Origin of the sequence: Actinomadura hibisca NBRC 15177 (genome assembly GCF_001552635.1) — a bacterium.
Classification (GTDB): domain Bacteria; phylum Actinomycetota; class Actinomycetes; order Streptosporangiales; family Streptosporangiaceae; genus Spirillospora; species Spirillospora hibisca.
The window spans coordinates 226,933-242,963 of sequence record NZ_BCRO01000019.1; the positions used below are offsets into that span (position 1 = coordinate 226,933).

Below are 16,031 nucleotides of genomic sequence, written 5' to 3' on the forward strand. Positions count from 1 at the left end.
TCGCATCCACAGCCGCCCAAGATCACGGCCGTTCTCCAACTGCCCGATAAGCGCGCCATGTCACACAAGGACGCGCCTCACCGTTGCGCCGCCCGCTCACGCAAGACACCAAGCCAACCGCCGAGCAGCCTCGTCGGCCTGCCAGGCCTGCCCACCGCCATGCCAGAAGTAGCCCCACACGCGCCCGGCCTGGTTGCTGACCTCGGTGGTCAGCACGACCGTGAAGCGCCCGCTGACGGGATTGGCGACCCGCAGCAGCTCACCGCCACCGATCAGGGAGAAGCTCAGCGGTGGGATCACTTGAGGCAGTCGTTCGGCCAGGTCGGAGTACATCTGCAACCTCCGCTGCCGGAACTGCGCCTCATAACCAGCCGGACATGCCTCCATCGACGCGCACCTCTTCCTCGCCGTTCTCTGGGTGATCTTCCGATCACGCTGTGCATGGACGCTTCCGGCGTTAGCATGTACTCGCTACTCCATGAACACAAGTGCTTACTAACAACCTTGCAAATAAGCTCATGCGTCAAAGGAGAGGTCCATGCCCAAGGGTCGCCATGTCCCCACCGTCGCCAGTGCCCGGTTGACCAGCGAGCTGCGCAACCGGCGCGAACGGGCGGGGATGAGCCAGGAAGCCGTCGCCGAGGAAATGGGCTGGGACGGCAGCAAGCTCTACCGGATCGAGAACGACAAGAGCCGCATCCTGCAACGCGACGTCAACCGCCTGCTCAAGCTGTACGGCGTCGAGGGCGAGGAGGCCGAGGCGATCCTCGAACTCGCTCGGCTCGCCCGCGAACCCGACTGGTGGCACCAGTACTCGGGCGCGATCCCCGAGTGGTTCCAGGTCTACGTCGTGCTGGAAGCGGCGGCCTCACACGTGCTGGGCTACGAGTCCGAACTCGTGCCCGGCATCCTGCAGACCGAAGCGTACGCGCGAGCGATCATGCGCACTGCACCCGCACCGGGCGCCGACGAGGAGATCGAAGACAAGGTCAAGGTCCGCGCCACCCGTCAGACCCGCCTCAGCGAGCCGGGTGCTCCCCAGGTGTGGCTCGTCCTCAACGAGGCGACGATCCGGCGCGTCGTGGGCGGCCGTGCGGTGATGGGCGAACAGCTCGAACACCTCGTCAAACTGGCCCGCCTCCGGAACGTGACCCTGCAGGTCCTTCCTTTCGAGGTCGGCGAGCACAGCGCCATGCACGGCTCGTTCAGCCTGTTGAAGTTCCCCGGCCCCAACAACCCCGACAAGGTGTATTTAGAGCAGCACACCGGCGGTCTCTACATCCAAAAACCCGCCGATGTGGAGTGGTATAGCCTGATATTCGACCACTTGCGTGCCCGAGCGCTTGGCCCCGACCAGACGGTCGAGATGTTCCGCGCGCTGGCGGCCGACTTGAGGTAGCAGGAGACCAGGTAGGAGGGAGACATGCCCAACGTGGACCCAACTGCCGCCAAGTGGCGCAAGAGCACTCACAGTGGCAACACCGGCGGTAACTGCGTCGAAGTGGCTTCCTGCGGCGGCCACCGAACCGCCGTGCGCGACAGCAAGGACCCAGCAGGTCCCAGGCTCGCCATCACCGGCTCCGCCTGGCGCGCCCTGCATGAACGCATCACGCGCGGCGAACTCGACTTGTAATGATCATCTCAACCGATCGCAACGCCGCACACCGTTCCACCCTCGTCGCCGCGTCGTGGCGGAAGTCGTCCTACAGCCAGGGCGAAGGGGCCGAGTGCGTCGAACTCGCCCGCATCCCTGCGGCGATCGGCATCCGCGACTCCAAGGCCCCGGACGGCCCCGCCCTCGTCATCAGCCCGACCGCCGCCCGTGCTCTGGCCAACCAGATCAAGGACGGCGAGCTCAACTTGCAGAAGCGGCTCGGCCCTAACCGAGCTGACGGTTGGCTTCGTGAACGCGCTCGGCGGCGTCGGGCGGGGGCCGCAGGGTGACACCGGCGTCAGTCAGGATGCTGAGATCGAGCGTCCAGGGAACCTGTGACCGCAGGCTCCAGACCTCGAAGGCGACGTCGATGTGCTCCTCGGCCTCGGCCTGCGACATGCCGGTGACGTGCCGGAGATGGGCGACGGCCTGGGCGCTCTTACCGGTGATCTGGGCGTGCCCCATATGAGTGACGGTGTGGCAGTCGGTGCAGAGACAGACGAGCCGCCGCAGGGACTGGACCTGGCGCCGCTGGTCATAGTCCCACCGCTCATGGGCTTCGAGCCAGCGCCGAGCGTCCCGGTCCTCACCCTGCCCGCAGACCTCGCACCGCCGCCCGGCCCGCCCCGTGATCATCCTGCGAAGCCGCTCCCAGTCCCGCTCGTCGACACAGGTGCGGACGTTGGTGAACCAGCAGGTAGAAGGAACAAGATCGACAAAGAGCCCGTCCCCAAAACCACGATCCTCACCAGGCAGGAGATCGGGAACGTCGGGGAGAGGCATCCAGGGCTGGAGAGCTTCCATCCCAGTCCGGGGCGCGTACCAACGACGGGCTTTGGGATCCCAGCGGGCCCCATGGGCTTTGGCCTGATCCTTCTGAGAAAAGGAAACATCAAGCCAGAGGCGCTTGCCTGCCATACCGGTGGTGCCCTCCTTGCTCACGAGTGTGGCTTCCATGATGGCGGTCATGTGAGCGTGGACGTACACCTTTGCGTAGGCCACAGGTAGAGACGGGCGCGAAGTGGAGTAGTGGGCGGGGTCTGCCCAGGCCATCACTCGATCACGGTGATCACGGGCAAGGTTCCCTCAGCTCTCGCACCGGCCGCTTCTGGGGAGAGTTCCTGGACGCGGCCGTTCACCGTGGCCTTCATTGATGAGATGCCCACGGGATGGTAGGGCGAGAGTTGATACTTTCCCAACTTGATTGCTGGTGGAGAGACGATGAATTCGTGGACGGCGGTGTACTGGAACGTCCATGCGCATCTGGAGTAGTCATAGCCCTTGGGATTCTCGTCTTGTCGGGTTGTAGTCTTGACCTGAATAGGAACACCGGACGGAAGCCTGGCGGGCTTGTCGGCGGGGCTGTCGTACAGCCAGAGCCGACCCACCTTGGGTCGCGCCCCTTCCGCATCTCCGATGGAAGCACTGTAGGTCTGGTGAAAGGCATCACCCTTTTCTGAGTTCGGGGAGTGGCAGCGGTACTTTCCCGGTGCCCGATACTCCAAGCCCCAAGGCGTCCGGGAGGTCCAGTTGTGGGTCACCGTCACCTTCGTTCCGGCCCTGACCACGGCTGGGGACACTTTGACCGCGATATCCACGGTCGGCCCCGCGGCCCGCTCGCCATCAGGGATCGAGGCATTGGCAAGAATCACGCGCGGCCGGTCGAAGGAAATCTGGTACCGGCCCGCAGCGGTATCTCCCACAGTGGGTTCCGTCGGCCATAGGACGAATCCAGCGACGATCACGCCCGTGCTCACAGCGCCGATGGTCGCAGCCCCTTTGGCCCCGCCGAGCTTGGACAGTACGCCTTTGCCTGCCGACGCGGCCACTTGCCCGCTCCCGAAGGGCACCGCTCCCTGGCCTGCCAAGGTGGCCCCGACCCCGGCCCCTACACTGGAGGTTCCAGGGGCCAGTACGGCGGAACTGAGCAGGACAGTCGGGATGGCGGTGCCGAGAAGCATGGCGACGGCACCGAGTGAGACGAGGCCACGCCGTTCCCAGTCCGAGCCATAGGTCTGGGTGGCGACCGCTTCCAACTCGGTGACGAACTCGGTGGCGCTCCTAAGACGCTCGACGGGACGCTTGGCGAGCCCTCGGGCCACGAGAGGACGCAGTGGTTCGGGAATCCGATCGAGTGGCGGCGGAGAGCCTATGTGCTGACTCTGGAGCGCATCGATCGTCCCACCCGTATAGGGCTTGGCCCCAGTGATGCATTCGACGAAGACGCACGTGGCCGCATAGATGTCGGTCGCCGCTGAGGAAGGCTGGCCCAGCCACTGTTCGGGGGCCATATAGGAAGGAGTGCTGGCGGTGCCGCTATGGCCGCTGAGCACTGCGACCCCGAAGTCGATGAGCTTGCTCTGACCGTCGCTTTTGACAAGGACGTTGGCAGGCTTGTAGTCACGATGCACCACCCCGACCGCATGGGTGGAGGCGAGACCGAGAAGGGAACCCTTCAGCACTCCCAACGCGGTTTCGGGCATGAGGGGTTTCCGGTACTTATCCAGCACCTGACGAAGCGAATGCCCGGGGACCGCCTCCATGATGATGACGGGACCGTGAGGAGTTTCGAGATAGTCCAGAATTTGCGCCACATGCGGGTCGACCACCTGCTTAAGGAGTTCGGCCTCGGCCCGGAAGGTGGCCAGGGACTCGACGTCACTGAGCAGTTCGGGCGCGAGCAACTTGACCGCGACGGCTCGACCGGTGGCCTCGTGACGAGCGAGTACAACCTGCCCCTGACTCCCAGAACCCAATAACTTGATCTCGGCGTAGCCGGGGACGCGCCGGTCTCCTCCGCTCATCCGAGCTTCTGGAGTTGCTTTTTCAACAGCTTCGTGGCCCGTTGAGCGATCGGGTCCGCAGATTTGCCGGGCGCTGTTCGCTCCCAGTAGAGGGTGGAGACAACGAGATTTCCACTCAGGGCGTAGTCGTACATGAAGTGATAAACATTGAACTTTGTTTGGGATGATGGCTCGGTATGCTTTTCGAGGCCGCGAAAATGCTCCCATTCTCCCAGCTTCTCATCGCTCACCTGCCAGGTGTCGTCATGAGAGAGGAGGACGAAGTTCTTGCGGATCTTCTTCTGGGGCACGTGTTTTTTAGCTGGGCACTTTTGTGCTGTCGCTTTGAGGGCTGTGTAGGCTGTCGAAGCATCTGCTGGGCTCTCGTAACGGGCGAACAACTGCCCGTACTTTATCTCGTCGCCTCCGCGTTCAGAGTTCTTGAACTGGCGCACGGCGACGTCCGGGCTGCCTGAGAGTTTGGCGCTCGACAGTGAGCACATGGGCGCCTTGCGCTCCTTGAGGGAAGTCAGTGCGACATCAATTTCACTGACATCCTTGCCCATCTCTTTGGGAGCGAGAAGGGCGGATTTTATTTTTGCGACGGTGTAGCTGGGTGGCGCGGTGGTGGCTCCTGGCTTAGGAGTCGACGAAGTCGGGGTGCTCTTTTTCTGATCTTCGCTGCATCCCGTCAAGGTCAGAGCTGCGATGACGCAAAAGATTAGAGAGGTCCTGAGGCTGGGGTAACTCATTCCAGCGACGCTCACTGTTGCGTGTTGGTCTGGATTTCCCCCACGACCAGTGGTGTTGGTGCGGAGGGTTGCGTCATTTCAGCCAAGCCCCCACCTGCCTGGTCGCATTCAGCGCCTGAGCAGGTCCAGGACACTGTCCAGACGATAGTGGCAGTGATCTTGTAGGAGCCGCCCGGTGCCTTGGTCGAGGAGCGGTGATAGGTATAACCACAGGAGGTGCCGTCCTTGCTGCCTGCGCCATTGCAGGTCAGGGTGGTTTCACCCAGTTCCCAGCGCACGGATTGTGGTGTGGCCGTCGCTTGTACGGTCTGGGCGCCGACAGTGATGGGGGCTGTTTGCACCGTGTTGAAGCCGTCGACCCACAAGCCGGTGCGGACCTGCACGTACGTCTTGCCTTCGGGGGAGGTGTGCACTTGTGGGATGGGAAGCTTGGCCGTGGAGCGAGCCCATTCGGCCAGATCGGCAGTGGCCGGTGGGGCTGCTTGGGGCGGGCCGGTGTTCACCCCTCCGCCGCCGCCTTCCTCACCAGGCAGTTCCGGAATGACGTTGCTTCCGCCTCCACCGCCGGAATCCTCGTTGCCGCCGCCACCGGTGGAGCCGCCGCCGTTCCCTAAGCCGCAGTCCAACCTGGTGCAAGGATCGGCGCTGGCGGGGGGAGCGAGGAGCAGAATGATCCCTAGAACTGCGGTTATCGGTGCGACGACCAATAGCGAACGGTGACTGCGCATCGGATTTCTCGTCCTGTGAAACGATGAAGAGGGGGCGGCCTGGACGAGAGAGTCGGCCAGTGGCTCGGTGCGGTGCGACGGTGTGGTCAGCATTTCTCGTCCCGGATGCTGTCGGAGACTTTCCAGGTGCCGGAGTCGTAACGCACGGCAGTGCGATAGACGAAGGCGCCTCCAGGGCCGCCGCCGGTGCGCTTGCCCGTCTTGGTGGAGAAGCGGTAGCTGCCGAGGGTGCGCAGGCAATCGACGACATAGACGGTCAGCCCGTCCTTGGCGCGCGCGTAGACCTTGGGATTGGTGACAAGGGTGAAACGCCAGACCTGGTTTGCTGCCTTTACTTTTTCGACGTCCCTAGTGACATTTGTCAAGACGGGATCGACGGCGACCGTGGCCAGATCAGTGGCGTCGTTCCGCTCGTAAACCTGTTTGTAGACCTTCTGGAACTCGCGGTAGCGGCTCAGGACGTCCTGGTTCACCTGAGGAGTCGGCAGGCTGGACGGGTGGGCCGTCCCTGTGGGTGGTGCGGAGCCGCTGGGGGCCGGGGAGGCGCTGTCGAACGTTCCGTTCGGGTTGAGTGCGCCGCTCGACGCCTTCTCCTGGCCGCAGGCCGTGAGAGTGCTGCCCAGCAAAGTCGTTGCGAGCAGGCAGGACGCGGCACGGAACAGGGGGGAAGTCGGGATCTTCTCAGCCGTCACGGTGGCGCGGCGGGGTCCGCGGGGGGTGGTACGTACCGACCGGGCGCGCATCGCTATCCCTGACTTGTTCAGCCGACAACGGGGCGGAGTACGCGCGAAAGCTTACAGAGGTGTATGTGGCGAGAAAAGGGATTCGTTGCCGAAAGGTCTGACCGTGCACGTCGCGTCTGGTGCATCTGGTTTTCGGTGATGTGGGCACCGGTGGGACGGGGAGCCGGGCTGGTCTGCGGCTTCAGTCGGAGTCGGTTGCGGCCAGGAGGGCCAGCGTCTCGCTGTCCGGGCGCAGGACGGCTACTCCCAGGTCCAGGATCGGTGCGACTCCCAGGTACCAGTTGCTGGTCGTTGCGAACAGCAAGGTCTTGCTTCCGGGGTCGGGGCCGCAGAGGGCGTTGTAGGACTGCCATGCCCGTGCACGGGAGTACGCGCCGCTGTGCCAGGTGGTGTACGGGCCGCCTGCCATGGACTTGCGGAACAGTGTCGTCCATAGTTCGGTGCCGCTCACCTCGCGGGCCTGCACCGTCTCTGCTCCGGTCAGGCAGGCTGCGTTCAGGCTCAGTAGGAGGGCCGGGCTGGGGGTGGTGGGCTCGGCCAGCAGGTACAGGCGTGCTTCGGCCAGGTCCGGGTCGGTGCGTTGGTAGTCGAGCAGGACGGCCTTGGCTTGGGCTGCTTCCGGCCAATCGACCTCGATGCTTTCGATGGGCAGGGAAGCGTGGGCTGTTTGGTGTGCGACCGGTTCGTTGGCTAGGCCGTGGGTTGCCGTCGGGAAGCCTAGGAGGGGGAAGGCTGGTTCTTCCTGGGCCAAGCGTTGTAGCGGCAGGTTGGCCAAGGGGTGGTTGGTCAAGCGGAGGTGTTCGGCTAGGTGTACCGCTTCCGGGTGGTCCGCTAGGGAGCCGTGGCGCAGGATCAGTTCGTGTAGCAGGCACGCTGCCAGTTCCGTACGGGTGCCCAGGACGGGCAGCAGGTCCGTCAGGGATTGGTTGTTCGCCAGCCACAGTGCTATCCCCGCCTCGCCACCGCGTAGCCAGAACTCGGGGGCGGCTATGCCTGGCTTCGGACGCGGGAAGGGCGCGATGGCTCGCAGGCGTTCGGCGATGTCCAGGACTAGAGCGATCCGGTCGCGGCCCGGGGAGCGGGCTGTGGCCAACAGGGCGTCCTCGAACGCGCGGGCCGTCATGCTGGACGGGTGCCGGTCGGTCAGCAGGTCCGTCAGGTAGGCCGCGACGGGTGCCAGATGGCCGGTCTCCAAGTATCGCCGGACCTGCTCCTTCTTCACTGGAAGAGCAGTTCGCGGAAGCCGCTCTCCGGCCAGGGGCAACCGCCGTCCACCTCGTTGCCGGTCGCCTCGGTGACCAGGGCGAACGGCACCTCGAAGAGGTGGTCCACGTCGGGATCCTCCGCTTCGGCCTCCTGCGCGAGGCGGGCCAGGCTTTCGGGCGGTGTTCCTTCGGTGCTGAGCTGCGGGTCCTCGCCGCTTTCGCTCACCACCCGCCAGACGCGGCGGCCGTCGCGGTACAGCTCTGCGTGCGCGTACATGTCGTGCTCCTCCATGTACGCCGTGACGAGGGTGGTGCCCTTGCTGAGCGCTGTCAGGTGGTCTGGTTCGTCCCAGACGTTGTGGGCCGAGTCGCCGATCACCGTCCAGCCGTTCGTGGCGGGGGCGACGCAGGTGGGTGCGGTCGAGAGGTCGGGTTCTGCGACGGTCTCGCCGAGTGTGGCGCCGAGGCGGGTCAGGATCTCCTCTGGGGACAGGTCTTTGACGGCGACGTAACCGGTGGCGAATCCCATGGCGATCTTTCTAGTGGGAGGGAGTCCGGTCGTAAAGGCCGTCCGGGGCGGGCAGGGCGTACACCAGTGTTTTTCCGTCGCTGGAGCGGCGCGTCATCCCCAGCTTCACCATCACCCGTTCGGATGCCGCGTTGGCCGGGTCGCAGCGCGCCACCACCAGCGACGTCCGCACCCGGTGGAACGCCTCGTCCAGCAGGGCCCGCGCCGCCTCCGTGGCGACGCCCCGGCCCCACGCGTGCGGCTCCGTCCACCAGCCGATCTCCAGGGCCGCGTCCTCGATACCCGGCAGCGTGTCGTGCAGCCAGGTCAGTGACGCCAGGCCCAGGAACCGCCCGGTGCGGCGGTCCAGGACGGCGCGCCAGCCGAAGCCGTGCCGTACCCAGTGCGCCAGGGCCTCGGAGTGCCGCAGCGCGGCGTGGGCGGGCGGCCATGGGCGCTGGCCCACGTAGCGCATGACCCGCTCGTCGGACGACATGCGCGCGAGGTCGGCGCCGTAGCGGTACTGCCAGGCCGGAAGCAGCAGCCGCGGCGTGCTGAGGCAGGACACGCCGTCCACGCCTCCGACCCTAGCGCGCGTCAACCCGCCTTCCGAAGGAATGCGTCAAGGGACGCCTCGTAGGCGCTCGCATCGACGTTCCAGGCGTCGGTGTGGTCGGCGTGCACGGAGATGTGGCTGACCAGTCCGGCAGGGGCCTTGCGCGCGAACTCGTAGGACGGGCGGTTGTCCACCATCTCGTCCTCGTCGGTGGTGTACAGCAGCACCGGCGTTTTCAGCGTGATGGCGTAGCGCCGCTGGTCGAACTGGCCGAGGTCGATGCCGTAGCGCCACTCCACGACGCGCTTGGCGACGGCGGTCAGCGGCGCGGGCAGGCCGCGTTCGGCGCCCTGCTTGTCCAGCGTCGCGCCCCAGTCCATGACGGGCGAATCCAGCACCACGCCCCGGATCGGCGCGGGGTCGTTGCGCAGCGTCCGCATCACCATCGCGCCGCCCATCGACCAGCCGTACAGGACGATTCCGGTCGCGCCCTGCCCGCGCGCGTACGCGATGGCGTTGCGCACCTCGTCCCACTCGGTCTGGCCCATCAGGTTGCGGCCGCCCGGCGCGGCCGGCGCGCCCACGTCGTTGCGGTAGGCGATCGACAACATCGGCATGCCGGTGCGCTGGACGGCCCGCATCGCGCGGAGGGTTTCGGCGCGGTCGGCGTTGCGGCCGTGCACGGCGATCACCCAGGTGCGGCGGGGCGTGGTGCCGGGCAACAACCAGGCGGGCATCGGGCCCAGCTTGGACGGATAGGTGACGTTCTGGAAGTCCAGCCCCAGGGCTGTCTTGGGGTCGCCGCCGTAGACCCAGTGGTCGATCGCGGCGCGCAGCCCCGTCGTCAGGGCGCCCTGCGGGACGGACTCGACTTTCCGGACGACGGTCTTCGCGTCGCCGCCGACGACCTGTCCCATGATCGCGCGGCCGTCCCGCCAGACCAGGCCCCACAGGCCCGGCCGGACGGTGCCCGGCTCGCGCGGCAGCGTCACGGTGCCGTTCGCGGCGGCCAGGACGGTCAGCCGGTACTCGCGGCCGTGCTCCACCTCGGTCGCGACGCCCGAGAAGTACCAGCCGATCCCGGCCGCGCCCGCCCCGGCCAGCAGCACGAGCGCCACGACGGCGGCGAGGAGCGTGCGCAGGAGCCGCTTCTTGTGGCGGCGCGGCGGGCTGGCGGAAACGCTGGGAGCGTCGGTTTCGGTGGGCACGACATACGACGTTATGCGAGGCAGGGCCGCCCCGGGTAACCGGTCGCCTACTTCAGGGCGTCGCGGGCGTCCATCAGGGCGAAGCCCAACAGGTTCTCGCCGCGCCATTGGGACGGAGTCAAGGCCTCGGGGCGGTCCTCGGCCAGGCCGATGCCCCAGATCCTGTCCAGCGGGCTGGCCTCCACCAGGATCTTGCCGCCGGTGGACAGCAGGTACCCGCGCAGCTCGTCGGACTGGCCGAACTTCGCGACGCTGCCGCGCACCACGATGTCGTAGCGGTGCTCCACCCAGGTTCGCTCGTCGAAGCCCTGCACCTGCCGCCCCATCGCCTTGGCCTTGCCCGGGGAGTCGGCCGCCAGGACCTGCCTGAGGTTCTCCTCGTCGCCGAACAGCCGCGCCTTCTCGGCCATCATGTAGTGCTCGGCCGTCGGGTAGACGACGTCGTCGAGGACGAACGGTGACGGCCACCACTGGCTCAGGCAGCCCTTGCGCTGCTTCCCGCCCCAGAACAGCACGAACTCCGGCAGTTGTCGCTGCTCTTCCAGTTTGATCAGGTCCGCTACGCGCATCCTCCGAGCCTGCCGGACCGCGCACCGGACGCCAACCCCTTTTCCGCCCGGTGTGGACGGATAACCTGCGGATCGTCGGGTCGGCGAACTTCAGGGGGACCTGGATGGCGGGACGCAACGAACGCAGCACCGTGCTGGAGCGGCAGATCGTGGACCTGGTGCGGGCCGTCGCCCCGCCGGGCTGGCGGCGCGCGGACGTGTCCTGCCGCGCGACCGTCGCGGTGCACGAGGTCGCGCTGACGGTGCTGACCGGCGACGGCAAGGTCGCCACGGCCGAGAACCCGCCGCCGGAGCTGGCCGACCTGCTGGTCGAGCTGCGCCGCGCGCACTACCTGTCGGAGCAGGGCACCTGGTTCTCGATGGTCTTCCACGTGGAGCCGGAGACCGCGCGGCCCTTCTACAACTTCGACTTCGACCCGGGATGGCAGCCGCCGATCCCGCCCGAGTGCTGGCGGCGCGACCAGACCGTGCTGCCGCGCGACGGCGGCAACCTGCCCGCCTGGCTGCGCGACCGCATGTCCGACCGCGAGCCGGAGTACCCGATCGACCCCGCGCCGCTGACGCTCAATCCCGTCGAGCAGATGGAGGTGCTGTCGGACCGGCTCAGCGTGCTGCTGGCGGTGCAGGTCCCCGCGCTGTGGGAGCGGGCGTTCGGGTACTACCAGGCGGCCGGGGAGCACGTGGAGTTCCCGCCGCTGATGGTGCAGCTGGCGGACGGGCGGACACAGACCTGGACGCCGCCGCGCGCCGCCGCCGTGCTGCTGGACCGGCTGCGCGCCGGGACGCACGGTTTCCAGGGCTCGACGTGGTCGCGGATCGACTTCGAGATCCTGTACGAGGACGGCGGGGTGCGCTGCCGCGCGGCGTTCACCCACGACGAGGAGCCCGACTGGGGCAAACCGCCTTCCATCGATGACGTTCGGCGAGAACTGGAACGTTTTCCGCGCGACCGGGTACCGGAGTGGATGAGCCGGACGCTGGGCGGCGTCCCGGAGGCCGTCGCGCCGGTGACGGCACCGGCCGAGGGCGTACGGAAGGCCCGCGTGTTCGACCGTCTGGGTCCGGACGGGGAAGGGCCGTCGGTGTCGCGGCCGGCGGTTCCGGAGGAGGAGGTCGAGCGGGTGGTGGCTTACCTGCGGGGTGCGCCGGTGGTGCTGGCGGCCCGCTCGTACGCGCCCGACCAGCTCGATCCGGCGCGCGGCGACCGGGTGCCGCTCACGTTCCACACGGACGGCACCTGGGTGTGGTCGGGCGCGGTGGGCTACTACCTGGCGGAGCACGGCCTGCCGCCGGAACCTGACCTGGTCGAGCACATCCGGGCGGGCGGGTTCCGGGTGCCGGAGGTGGACGAGACGGCGATGGACGCCGCCAACGCCGCTGTCACGGGGCGTTCCGCGCCTGAGCCGGTGGGCAAGGTCTTCACCCAACAGTGGCTGACGCGGCTGAGCGAGAAACTGGAGGAACTCGGCGTGGACCCAGGCTCCTATCGCATCCGGGAGACCGCTGAAGGGGCTTGGTGCCTGGTGGAGGAAGGGCGTTGGTCGGTGTTCCGGCTGGATGACGGCGAGCGGTATCGCGAGAGCGTCTTCGACGAGGTGGGGGAGGCGGCGGCTCACTTGTTGGGGAGTGTGCTGCTGGTGCCTCGGAAGCGTCGAGACGAGGCGGTGGGGGCGCAGGAAGGGCGTGCTGGGCTGGGGGCGACGCAGGAAGGTCGTGTTGAGGCGGGGGTGCCGCAGGAGCGTCGTGCTGAGCCGGTGGTGCCTGCGCCTCCGGTGCCCGTGCCGCCCGTTCCGGCTCCGCCGGTCCCGGTGCCGCCCGTGCCCGCGCCGCCGGTGCCGGCCCCACCCGTCCCGGCGCCGCCCGTGCCCGAGCCGGAGGAGACGCGACAGCAGTGGATGGGGGAGACGATTCAGCCGCTGCCGGGGGAACCGCCGCTGACGCTGTTCCGGGAGCGGCAGATGGTCGAGTTGCAGGCGGGCACGATGCTGGACCGCTTCGGCGAGACGGGCGGGAACCTCGTCTACGCCGCGCACACGCCGTTCGAGCGGCGTTCGCTGCCGCCGGACTGGGCGGGGCGGCCGTATCACCTGTACCGGGTCGAGCGGCCGATGTGGGTGCTGACGGGGGTCGCGGTGCCTTGGTTCGAGCAGCCGGGGGGCGGGGTGGGTTACGTGTTGTCGCGGTCGGTGGGGGAGTTGTTGGGGGACGGGGGGTTGGTGGAGGTGTTCGGGTAGGAGTGGGACGGGGTTAGAGCGTGAACGTGCCCCCGATCGCCTGGGGCGATCGGGGGCACGTTGTGAGAGTGCTGGGGTCTCGCGTCAGCGGTGCGTTGTAGGGGCTGGGGTCTCGCGTTAGAGGAGGGCTCTAGAACCTCGGGTTGGTCGGGGGTGTGCGGCGGGTGCGCATTTCGGTGTAGTCCGGCATCACGGCCGGGCAGTGTGCGCCCTTCGCCGGGAGGCGGCCCGTCAGCAGGTAGGCGTCCACCGCCTTGCGGGAGCACGGGCTCAGTGAGTACGCGCGGTGGCCGCCGCCGTCGTAGGTCAGCAGCCGCGAGCCCGGGATCTGCCGGTTCACGCCCACCGCCCACGGGTGCACCGTCGCCGGGTCGCCCAGGCCGTTCACGATCAGCACCGGCGGCACGCCCTTGATCCGGTACGGGCGTTGCGGGTCGGTGGCCTTGCTGCCCAGGCAGGAGGTGATCGGCTCCCAGCCCAGCGGGCTGATCCGGATGTGCGGGGCCGCCTTGCGGGTCTCCCGCTTGACCGCCGCCATCGCCTTGCCGTCGCGGATCGGGAACGACCAGTCGCTGCACATGATGCCCGCGAACAGGCCGTCCGGCGTCGGGTCCACGGCCGCCGCCTTGACGGTCTTGGGCTTCTGGCGGTTCAGCTCGCGCAGTTCCTCGCTGAGCTGCGCCCACGAGATCGGGTCGTACAGCGACACCCGGATCATCTGGGCGAGCCCCGGCACGCGCAGCGGCGTCTTCGGCGCGCCGATCTCGTGCAGGGTGCCGCGCTCGGCGCGCAACATCAGCGCGTCCAGCACCTTGATCGGGTCCTTGCCGCGCAGCCCGCAGTACTTGGAGGTGGGGCACCACTTCGCGAACTGCTTGTAGGCGGTCTCCAGGCCGCGCGTCTCGTCCACCAGGAAGCGGGTCGCGCCCGTGACGCTGTGGTCCATGGTGCTGTCCAGGGCCAGGCGCTGGACGCGGCCGGGGAACATCTCGGCGTAGCGCTGGCCCAGCCAGGTGCCGTAGGAGACGCCGTAGTAGGACACCTTGCGCGCGCCGAGCGCGGCGCGGATCGCGTCCATGTCGCGCGCGACGCTGCCCGCGCCCAGGAAGTCGTACAGCGGGCCGGTCTTCTTGCGGCACGACTGGCGCAGCTTCACCTGGTAGGCGGTCAGCTTGTTCAGCTCGGCCTGGTTGCGCGGGTGGAGCGACGGGCGCGGGCCCACCTTGGCGCACCTGACGGGCGTGCTGGCCCCGACGCCGCGCGGGTCGAACCCGACGATGTCGTAGCGCTGGCGGATCTGCTTGGACAGCTCGCCGCGGTCGAGCGCGAAGTCGACCCCGGAGCCGCCGGGGCCGCCGGGGTTGACGAACAGCGTGCCGAGGCGCTTGTCGGGCTGGGTGGCGCGGGCGCGCGCGACCGCGATCTTGATGGTGCCGCGCTTGGGGTGCGCCCAGTCGATCGGCACGGTCAGCTTGCCGCACTGCACGGTGCGGTCGTCGGGGCAGGCGCGCCAGGTGATCTTCTGAGCGGCGGCGGCGACGACGGGAGCGGCGGGCGCGGCCTGCGCCGGGCCCGAGCCGAGGATCGCGGCGGTCAGGGTGGCGGCGCCGAACAGGACTCCGGCCGTGCGGCCCTTGCGAGTCACGAAGAGGGACTCCCTGTCTGCGGGGGGAACATGGGATCAGGGAGATCCTGGTGACGCGAGGTCACGATTGAGTCATCTTCTAGGATGTTTGTTCACTCGACCCGGGAGGCCGGATGAACAAGCGGCGGATCGTTCTGCTGGCGGGCGCCGTCGCGGCGGCGGGCGCGGCGGTCGTGGGGTTCGCGACCGCGGGCCAGGCCGATCGCGAACGCGAGGAGCCCTCCGGCGCGGTGGTGCACGAGGTGCCCGCCGAGGAGGCTCAGGACGCGGCGGAGTACTGGACCGAGAAGCGGATGCGCGAGGCCCAGCCCATGCCGATGCCCGAGGCGCCGGAGAACCCCTGACGAACGGGGAACGCCCCGCGGACCGTGTGGTCTGCGGGGCGTTTCGCGTCGCGTGGGGAAGGTCAGTACGCGATGGCGCGGTAGACGTTCACCGCGGCCGTGCCGTGGTACGGCGAGTTCATCTGCAGGGTGCGCAGGCTGTGGGTGCTGTTGACGCCCACGATCCGGCCGAGGCCGTTGCGCTGCATGCCGTAGATCCACGGGCCGCCGGACGCGCCGTTGCCCATCGAGCACCACATGCCGAGGCCGACGCTGCCGCCGCCGTAGTTCACGCCGAAGGTCTTGCCGGAGCAGTACCAGAGGCGGTTGCTGTTCATCGCCTTCTTCGACGGCAGCGCGCGGGCCGGGTACCCGAAGCTGTACATCGGGTAGGCGCGCTTCTTGTAGCCGAAGGTGTAGCCCTGGCTGCCGGTGTAGTACTGGATGCCCTGGCCGCGGTACTTCTTCACCGTGAAGCCGGCGATGTCGTAGCGCAGGTCGCCCTTCTTGGTCCAGCCCTCCAGCGCGACCAGGCGGTCGGCGACCCAGGAGCCGTAGGACTTGCCGTCCTTGTAGTCCGGGCGGAACATCACGTACTTGGCGAACCCGGCCCGGCCGCCGCTGCCCGAGTGCAGGCAGTGCGCGGCCGTCCAGACGGTGCGCTTGTTCCTGGAGCTGATGACCGTCGCCGAGCAGGTGTACTGCCGGTTGCGGTTGTCGACGCCGAACAGCTTGCCGGTGGTGCGCGCCGGCGGCTTGCCGTGCCTGGTCCACTGCCGCGCGGTCTTGACGGCCTGGGCCGAGTACCCGGCGCTCTGGGAGGTGAGCGCCTCGGGGGCGTCCTCGGGCAGGGTCGGGGCGCCGGCGGCGTACTGCTCGGCGCTCTGCGCCGACAGTTGCGAGGCGGCGGCCGGGGCGGCGTTGACGTTCTTGGGCGTCAGCGGCTTGGCGGCCTTGATGCGCGAGGCGGTCCAGTACTTCTTGACCGCCGCGGGGTCCTGCGTGACCGACAGGACGTCGGGCCGGGCGTTGGGGTCGGCCGTGGCCTTGGCGCCGACCGGCGCGGCCTGCTTGGCCGGAGCGTCATCGGCGGTGACCACGACGGCCACGCCGGAAGCGGCCG

Annotated in this window: 18 protein-coding genes; 5 read left to right on the forward strand and 13 right to left on the reverse strand. The window is 68.1% G+C overall.

Annotation, left to right across the window (positions count from 1 at the left end):
- Window positions 1–96: 96 nt before the first annotated feature.
- Complete coding sequence (locus AH6_RS09950) at window positions 97–387, reverse strand: hypothetical protein (RefSeq protein WP_067477152.1); 291 nt, start codon at window positions 385–387, stop codon at window positions 97–99.
- A gap of 151 nt (window positions 388–538) precedes the next feature.
- Between AH6_RS09950 and AH6_RS09955 the strand changes: the two genes are divergently transcribed.
- From AH6_RS09955 to AH6_RS42230, 3 genes are read left to right on the forward strand one after another with little or no spacing between them, the layout of a single operon-like run.
- Window positions 539–1,399, forward strand: a complete 861-nt coding sequence (locus tag AH6_RS09955; protein WP_067477155.1) for a helix-turn-helix domain-containing protein — start codon at window positions 539–541, stop codon at window positions 1,397–1,399.
- A 24-nt stretch (window positions 1,400–1,423) separates the two neighbouring features.
- On the forward strand, window positions 1,424–1,633 hold the full coding sequence (locus AH6_RS42225; protein ID WP_083982528.1) for a DUF397 domain-containing protein: 210 nt from the start codon (window positions 1,424–1,426) through the stop codon (window positions 1,631–1,633).
- Window positions 1,633–1,944, forward strand: a complete 312-nt coding sequence (locus tag AH6_RS42230) for a DUF397 domain-containing protein (RefSeq protein ID WP_083982530.1) — start codon at window positions 1,633–1,635, stop codon at window positions 1,942–1,944. Before AH6_RS42225 ends, AH6_RS42230 begins: the two co-directional genes overlap by 1 nt.
- Here the strand turns inward: AH6_RS42230 and AH6_RS09960 are convergent.
- The 10 genes from AH6_RS09960 to ybiA form a co-directional block, all read right to left on the reverse strand.
- Window positions 1,880–2,623 carry a DUF5710 domain-containing protein gene (locus tag AH6_RS09960; RefSeq protein ID WP_245679254.1) on the reverse strand — a complete coding sequence of 248 codons (744 nt, stop codon included), beginning with the start codon at window positions 2,621–2,623 and terminating at the stop codon, window positions 1,880–1,882. The two genes, AH6_RS42230 and AH6_RS09960, sit on opposite strands and share 65 nt — an antisense overlap.
- An 83-nt stretch (window positions 2,624–2,706) precedes the next feature.
- Window positions 2,707–4,458, reverse strand: coding sequence for a serine/threonine-protein kinase (locus AH6_RS42235; RefSeq protein WP_169807823.1), 1,752 nt, complete (start codon window positions 4,456–4,458; stop codon window positions 2,707–2,709).
- A complete protein-coding gene (locus AH6_RS44615) occupies window positions 4,455–5,189 on the reverse strand; it encodes a hypothetical protein (protein ID WP_169807824.1) in 735 nt (244 codons plus the stop codon). Before AH6_RS44615 ends, AH6_RS42235 begins: the two co-directional genes overlap by 4 nt.
- Window positions 5,190–5,200: 11 nt before the next feature.
- On the reverse strand, window positions 5,201–6,010 hold the full coding sequence (locus tag AH6_RS43590) for a hypothetical protein (RefSeq protein ID WP_157431379.1): 810 nt from the start codon (window positions 6,008–6,010) through the stop codon (window positions 5,201–5,203).
- Entirely contained in the window at window positions 6,004–6,609 is a 606-nt protein-coding gene (locus tag AH6_RS43595; RefSeq protein WP_157431380.1) for a hypothetical protein, read from the reverse strand. Before AH6_RS43595 ends, AH6_RS43590 begins: the two co-directional genes overlap by 7 nt.
- Window positions 6,610–6,841: 232 nt before the next feature.
- Window positions 6,842–7,882 (reverse strand): DUF6183 family protein, encoded by a 1,041-nt coding sequence (locus AH6_RS09975; RefSeq protein WP_067477166.1) that lies wholly within the window; start codon window positions 7,880–7,882, stop codon window positions 6,842–6,844.
- Window positions 7,879–8,394, reverse strand: a complete 516-nt coding sequence (locus tag AH6_RS09980; protein ID WP_067477168.1) for a hypothetical protein — start codon at window positions 8,392–8,394, stop codon at window positions 7,879–7,881. The genes AH6_RS09975 and AH6_RS09980 overlap by 4 nt, the downstream gene beginning before the upstream one ends.
- Window positions 8,395–8,404: 10 nt before the next feature.
- Window positions 8,405–8,950, reverse strand: a complete 546-nt coding sequence (locus AH6_RS09985) for a GNAT family N-acetyltransferase (protein WP_067477171.1) — start codon at window positions 8,948–8,950, stop codon at window positions 8,405–8,407.
- Window positions 8,951–8,970: 20 nt separating this feature from the next.
- Window positions 8,971–10,137 (reverse strand): alpha/beta hydrolase family protein, encoded by a 1,167-nt coding sequence (locus AH6_RS09990; RefSeq protein ID WP_067477174.1) that lies wholly within the window; start codon window positions 10,135–10,137, stop codon window positions 8,971–8,973.
- 47 nt (window positions 10,138–10,184) lie between these two features.
- On the reverse strand, window positions 10,185–10,706 hold the full coding sequence (gene ybiA, locus AH6_RS09995; RefSeq protein WP_067477177.1) for a riboflavin biosynthesis intermediates N-glycosidase: 522 nt from the start codon (window positions 10,704–10,706) through the stop codon (window positions 10,185–10,187).
- A gap of 104 nt (window positions 10,707–10,810) precedes the next feature.
- Between ybiA and AH6_RS45820 the strand changes: the two genes are divergently transcribed.
- Window positions 10,811–12,940, forward strand: a complete 2,130-nt coding sequence (locus AH6_RS45820) for a TNT domain-containing protein (protein WP_067477180.1) — start codon at window positions 10,811–10,813, stop codon at window positions 12,938–12,940.
- Between the two features lie 130 nt (window positions 12,941–13,070).
- On the opposite strand, the gene AH6_RS10005 is transcribed toward AH6_RS45820, so the two are convergent.
- Complete coding sequence (locus AH6_RS10005) at window positions 13,071–14,585, reverse strand: alpha/beta hydrolase (RefSeq protein WP_067477184.1); 1,515 nt, start codon at window positions 14,583–14,585, stop codon at window positions 13,071–13,073.
- A 113-nt stretch (window positions 14,586–14,698) separates the two neighbouring features.
- Here AH6_RS10005 and AH6_RS10010 point away from each other — a divergent pair, with 113 nt between their 5' ends.
- Complete coding sequence (locus AH6_RS10010) at window positions 14,699–14,929, forward strand: hypothetical protein (RefSeq protein ID WP_067477187.1); 231 nt, start codon at window positions 14,699–14,701, stop codon at window positions 14,927–14,929.
- A 62-nt stretch (window positions 14,930–14,991) separates the two neighbouring features.
- Here AH6_RS10010 and AH6_RS10015 read toward each other — a convergent pair whose 3' ends face one another.
- The gene (locus tag AH6_RS10015) at window positions 14,992–16,017 is read right to left on the reverse strand and encodes a trypsin-like serine peptidase (protein ID WP_067477190.1); all 1,026 of its coding nucleotides are present in this window, start codon (window positions 16,015–16,017) and stop codon (window positions 14,992–14,994) included.
- Window positions 16,018–16,031: the final 14 nt, after the last annotated feature.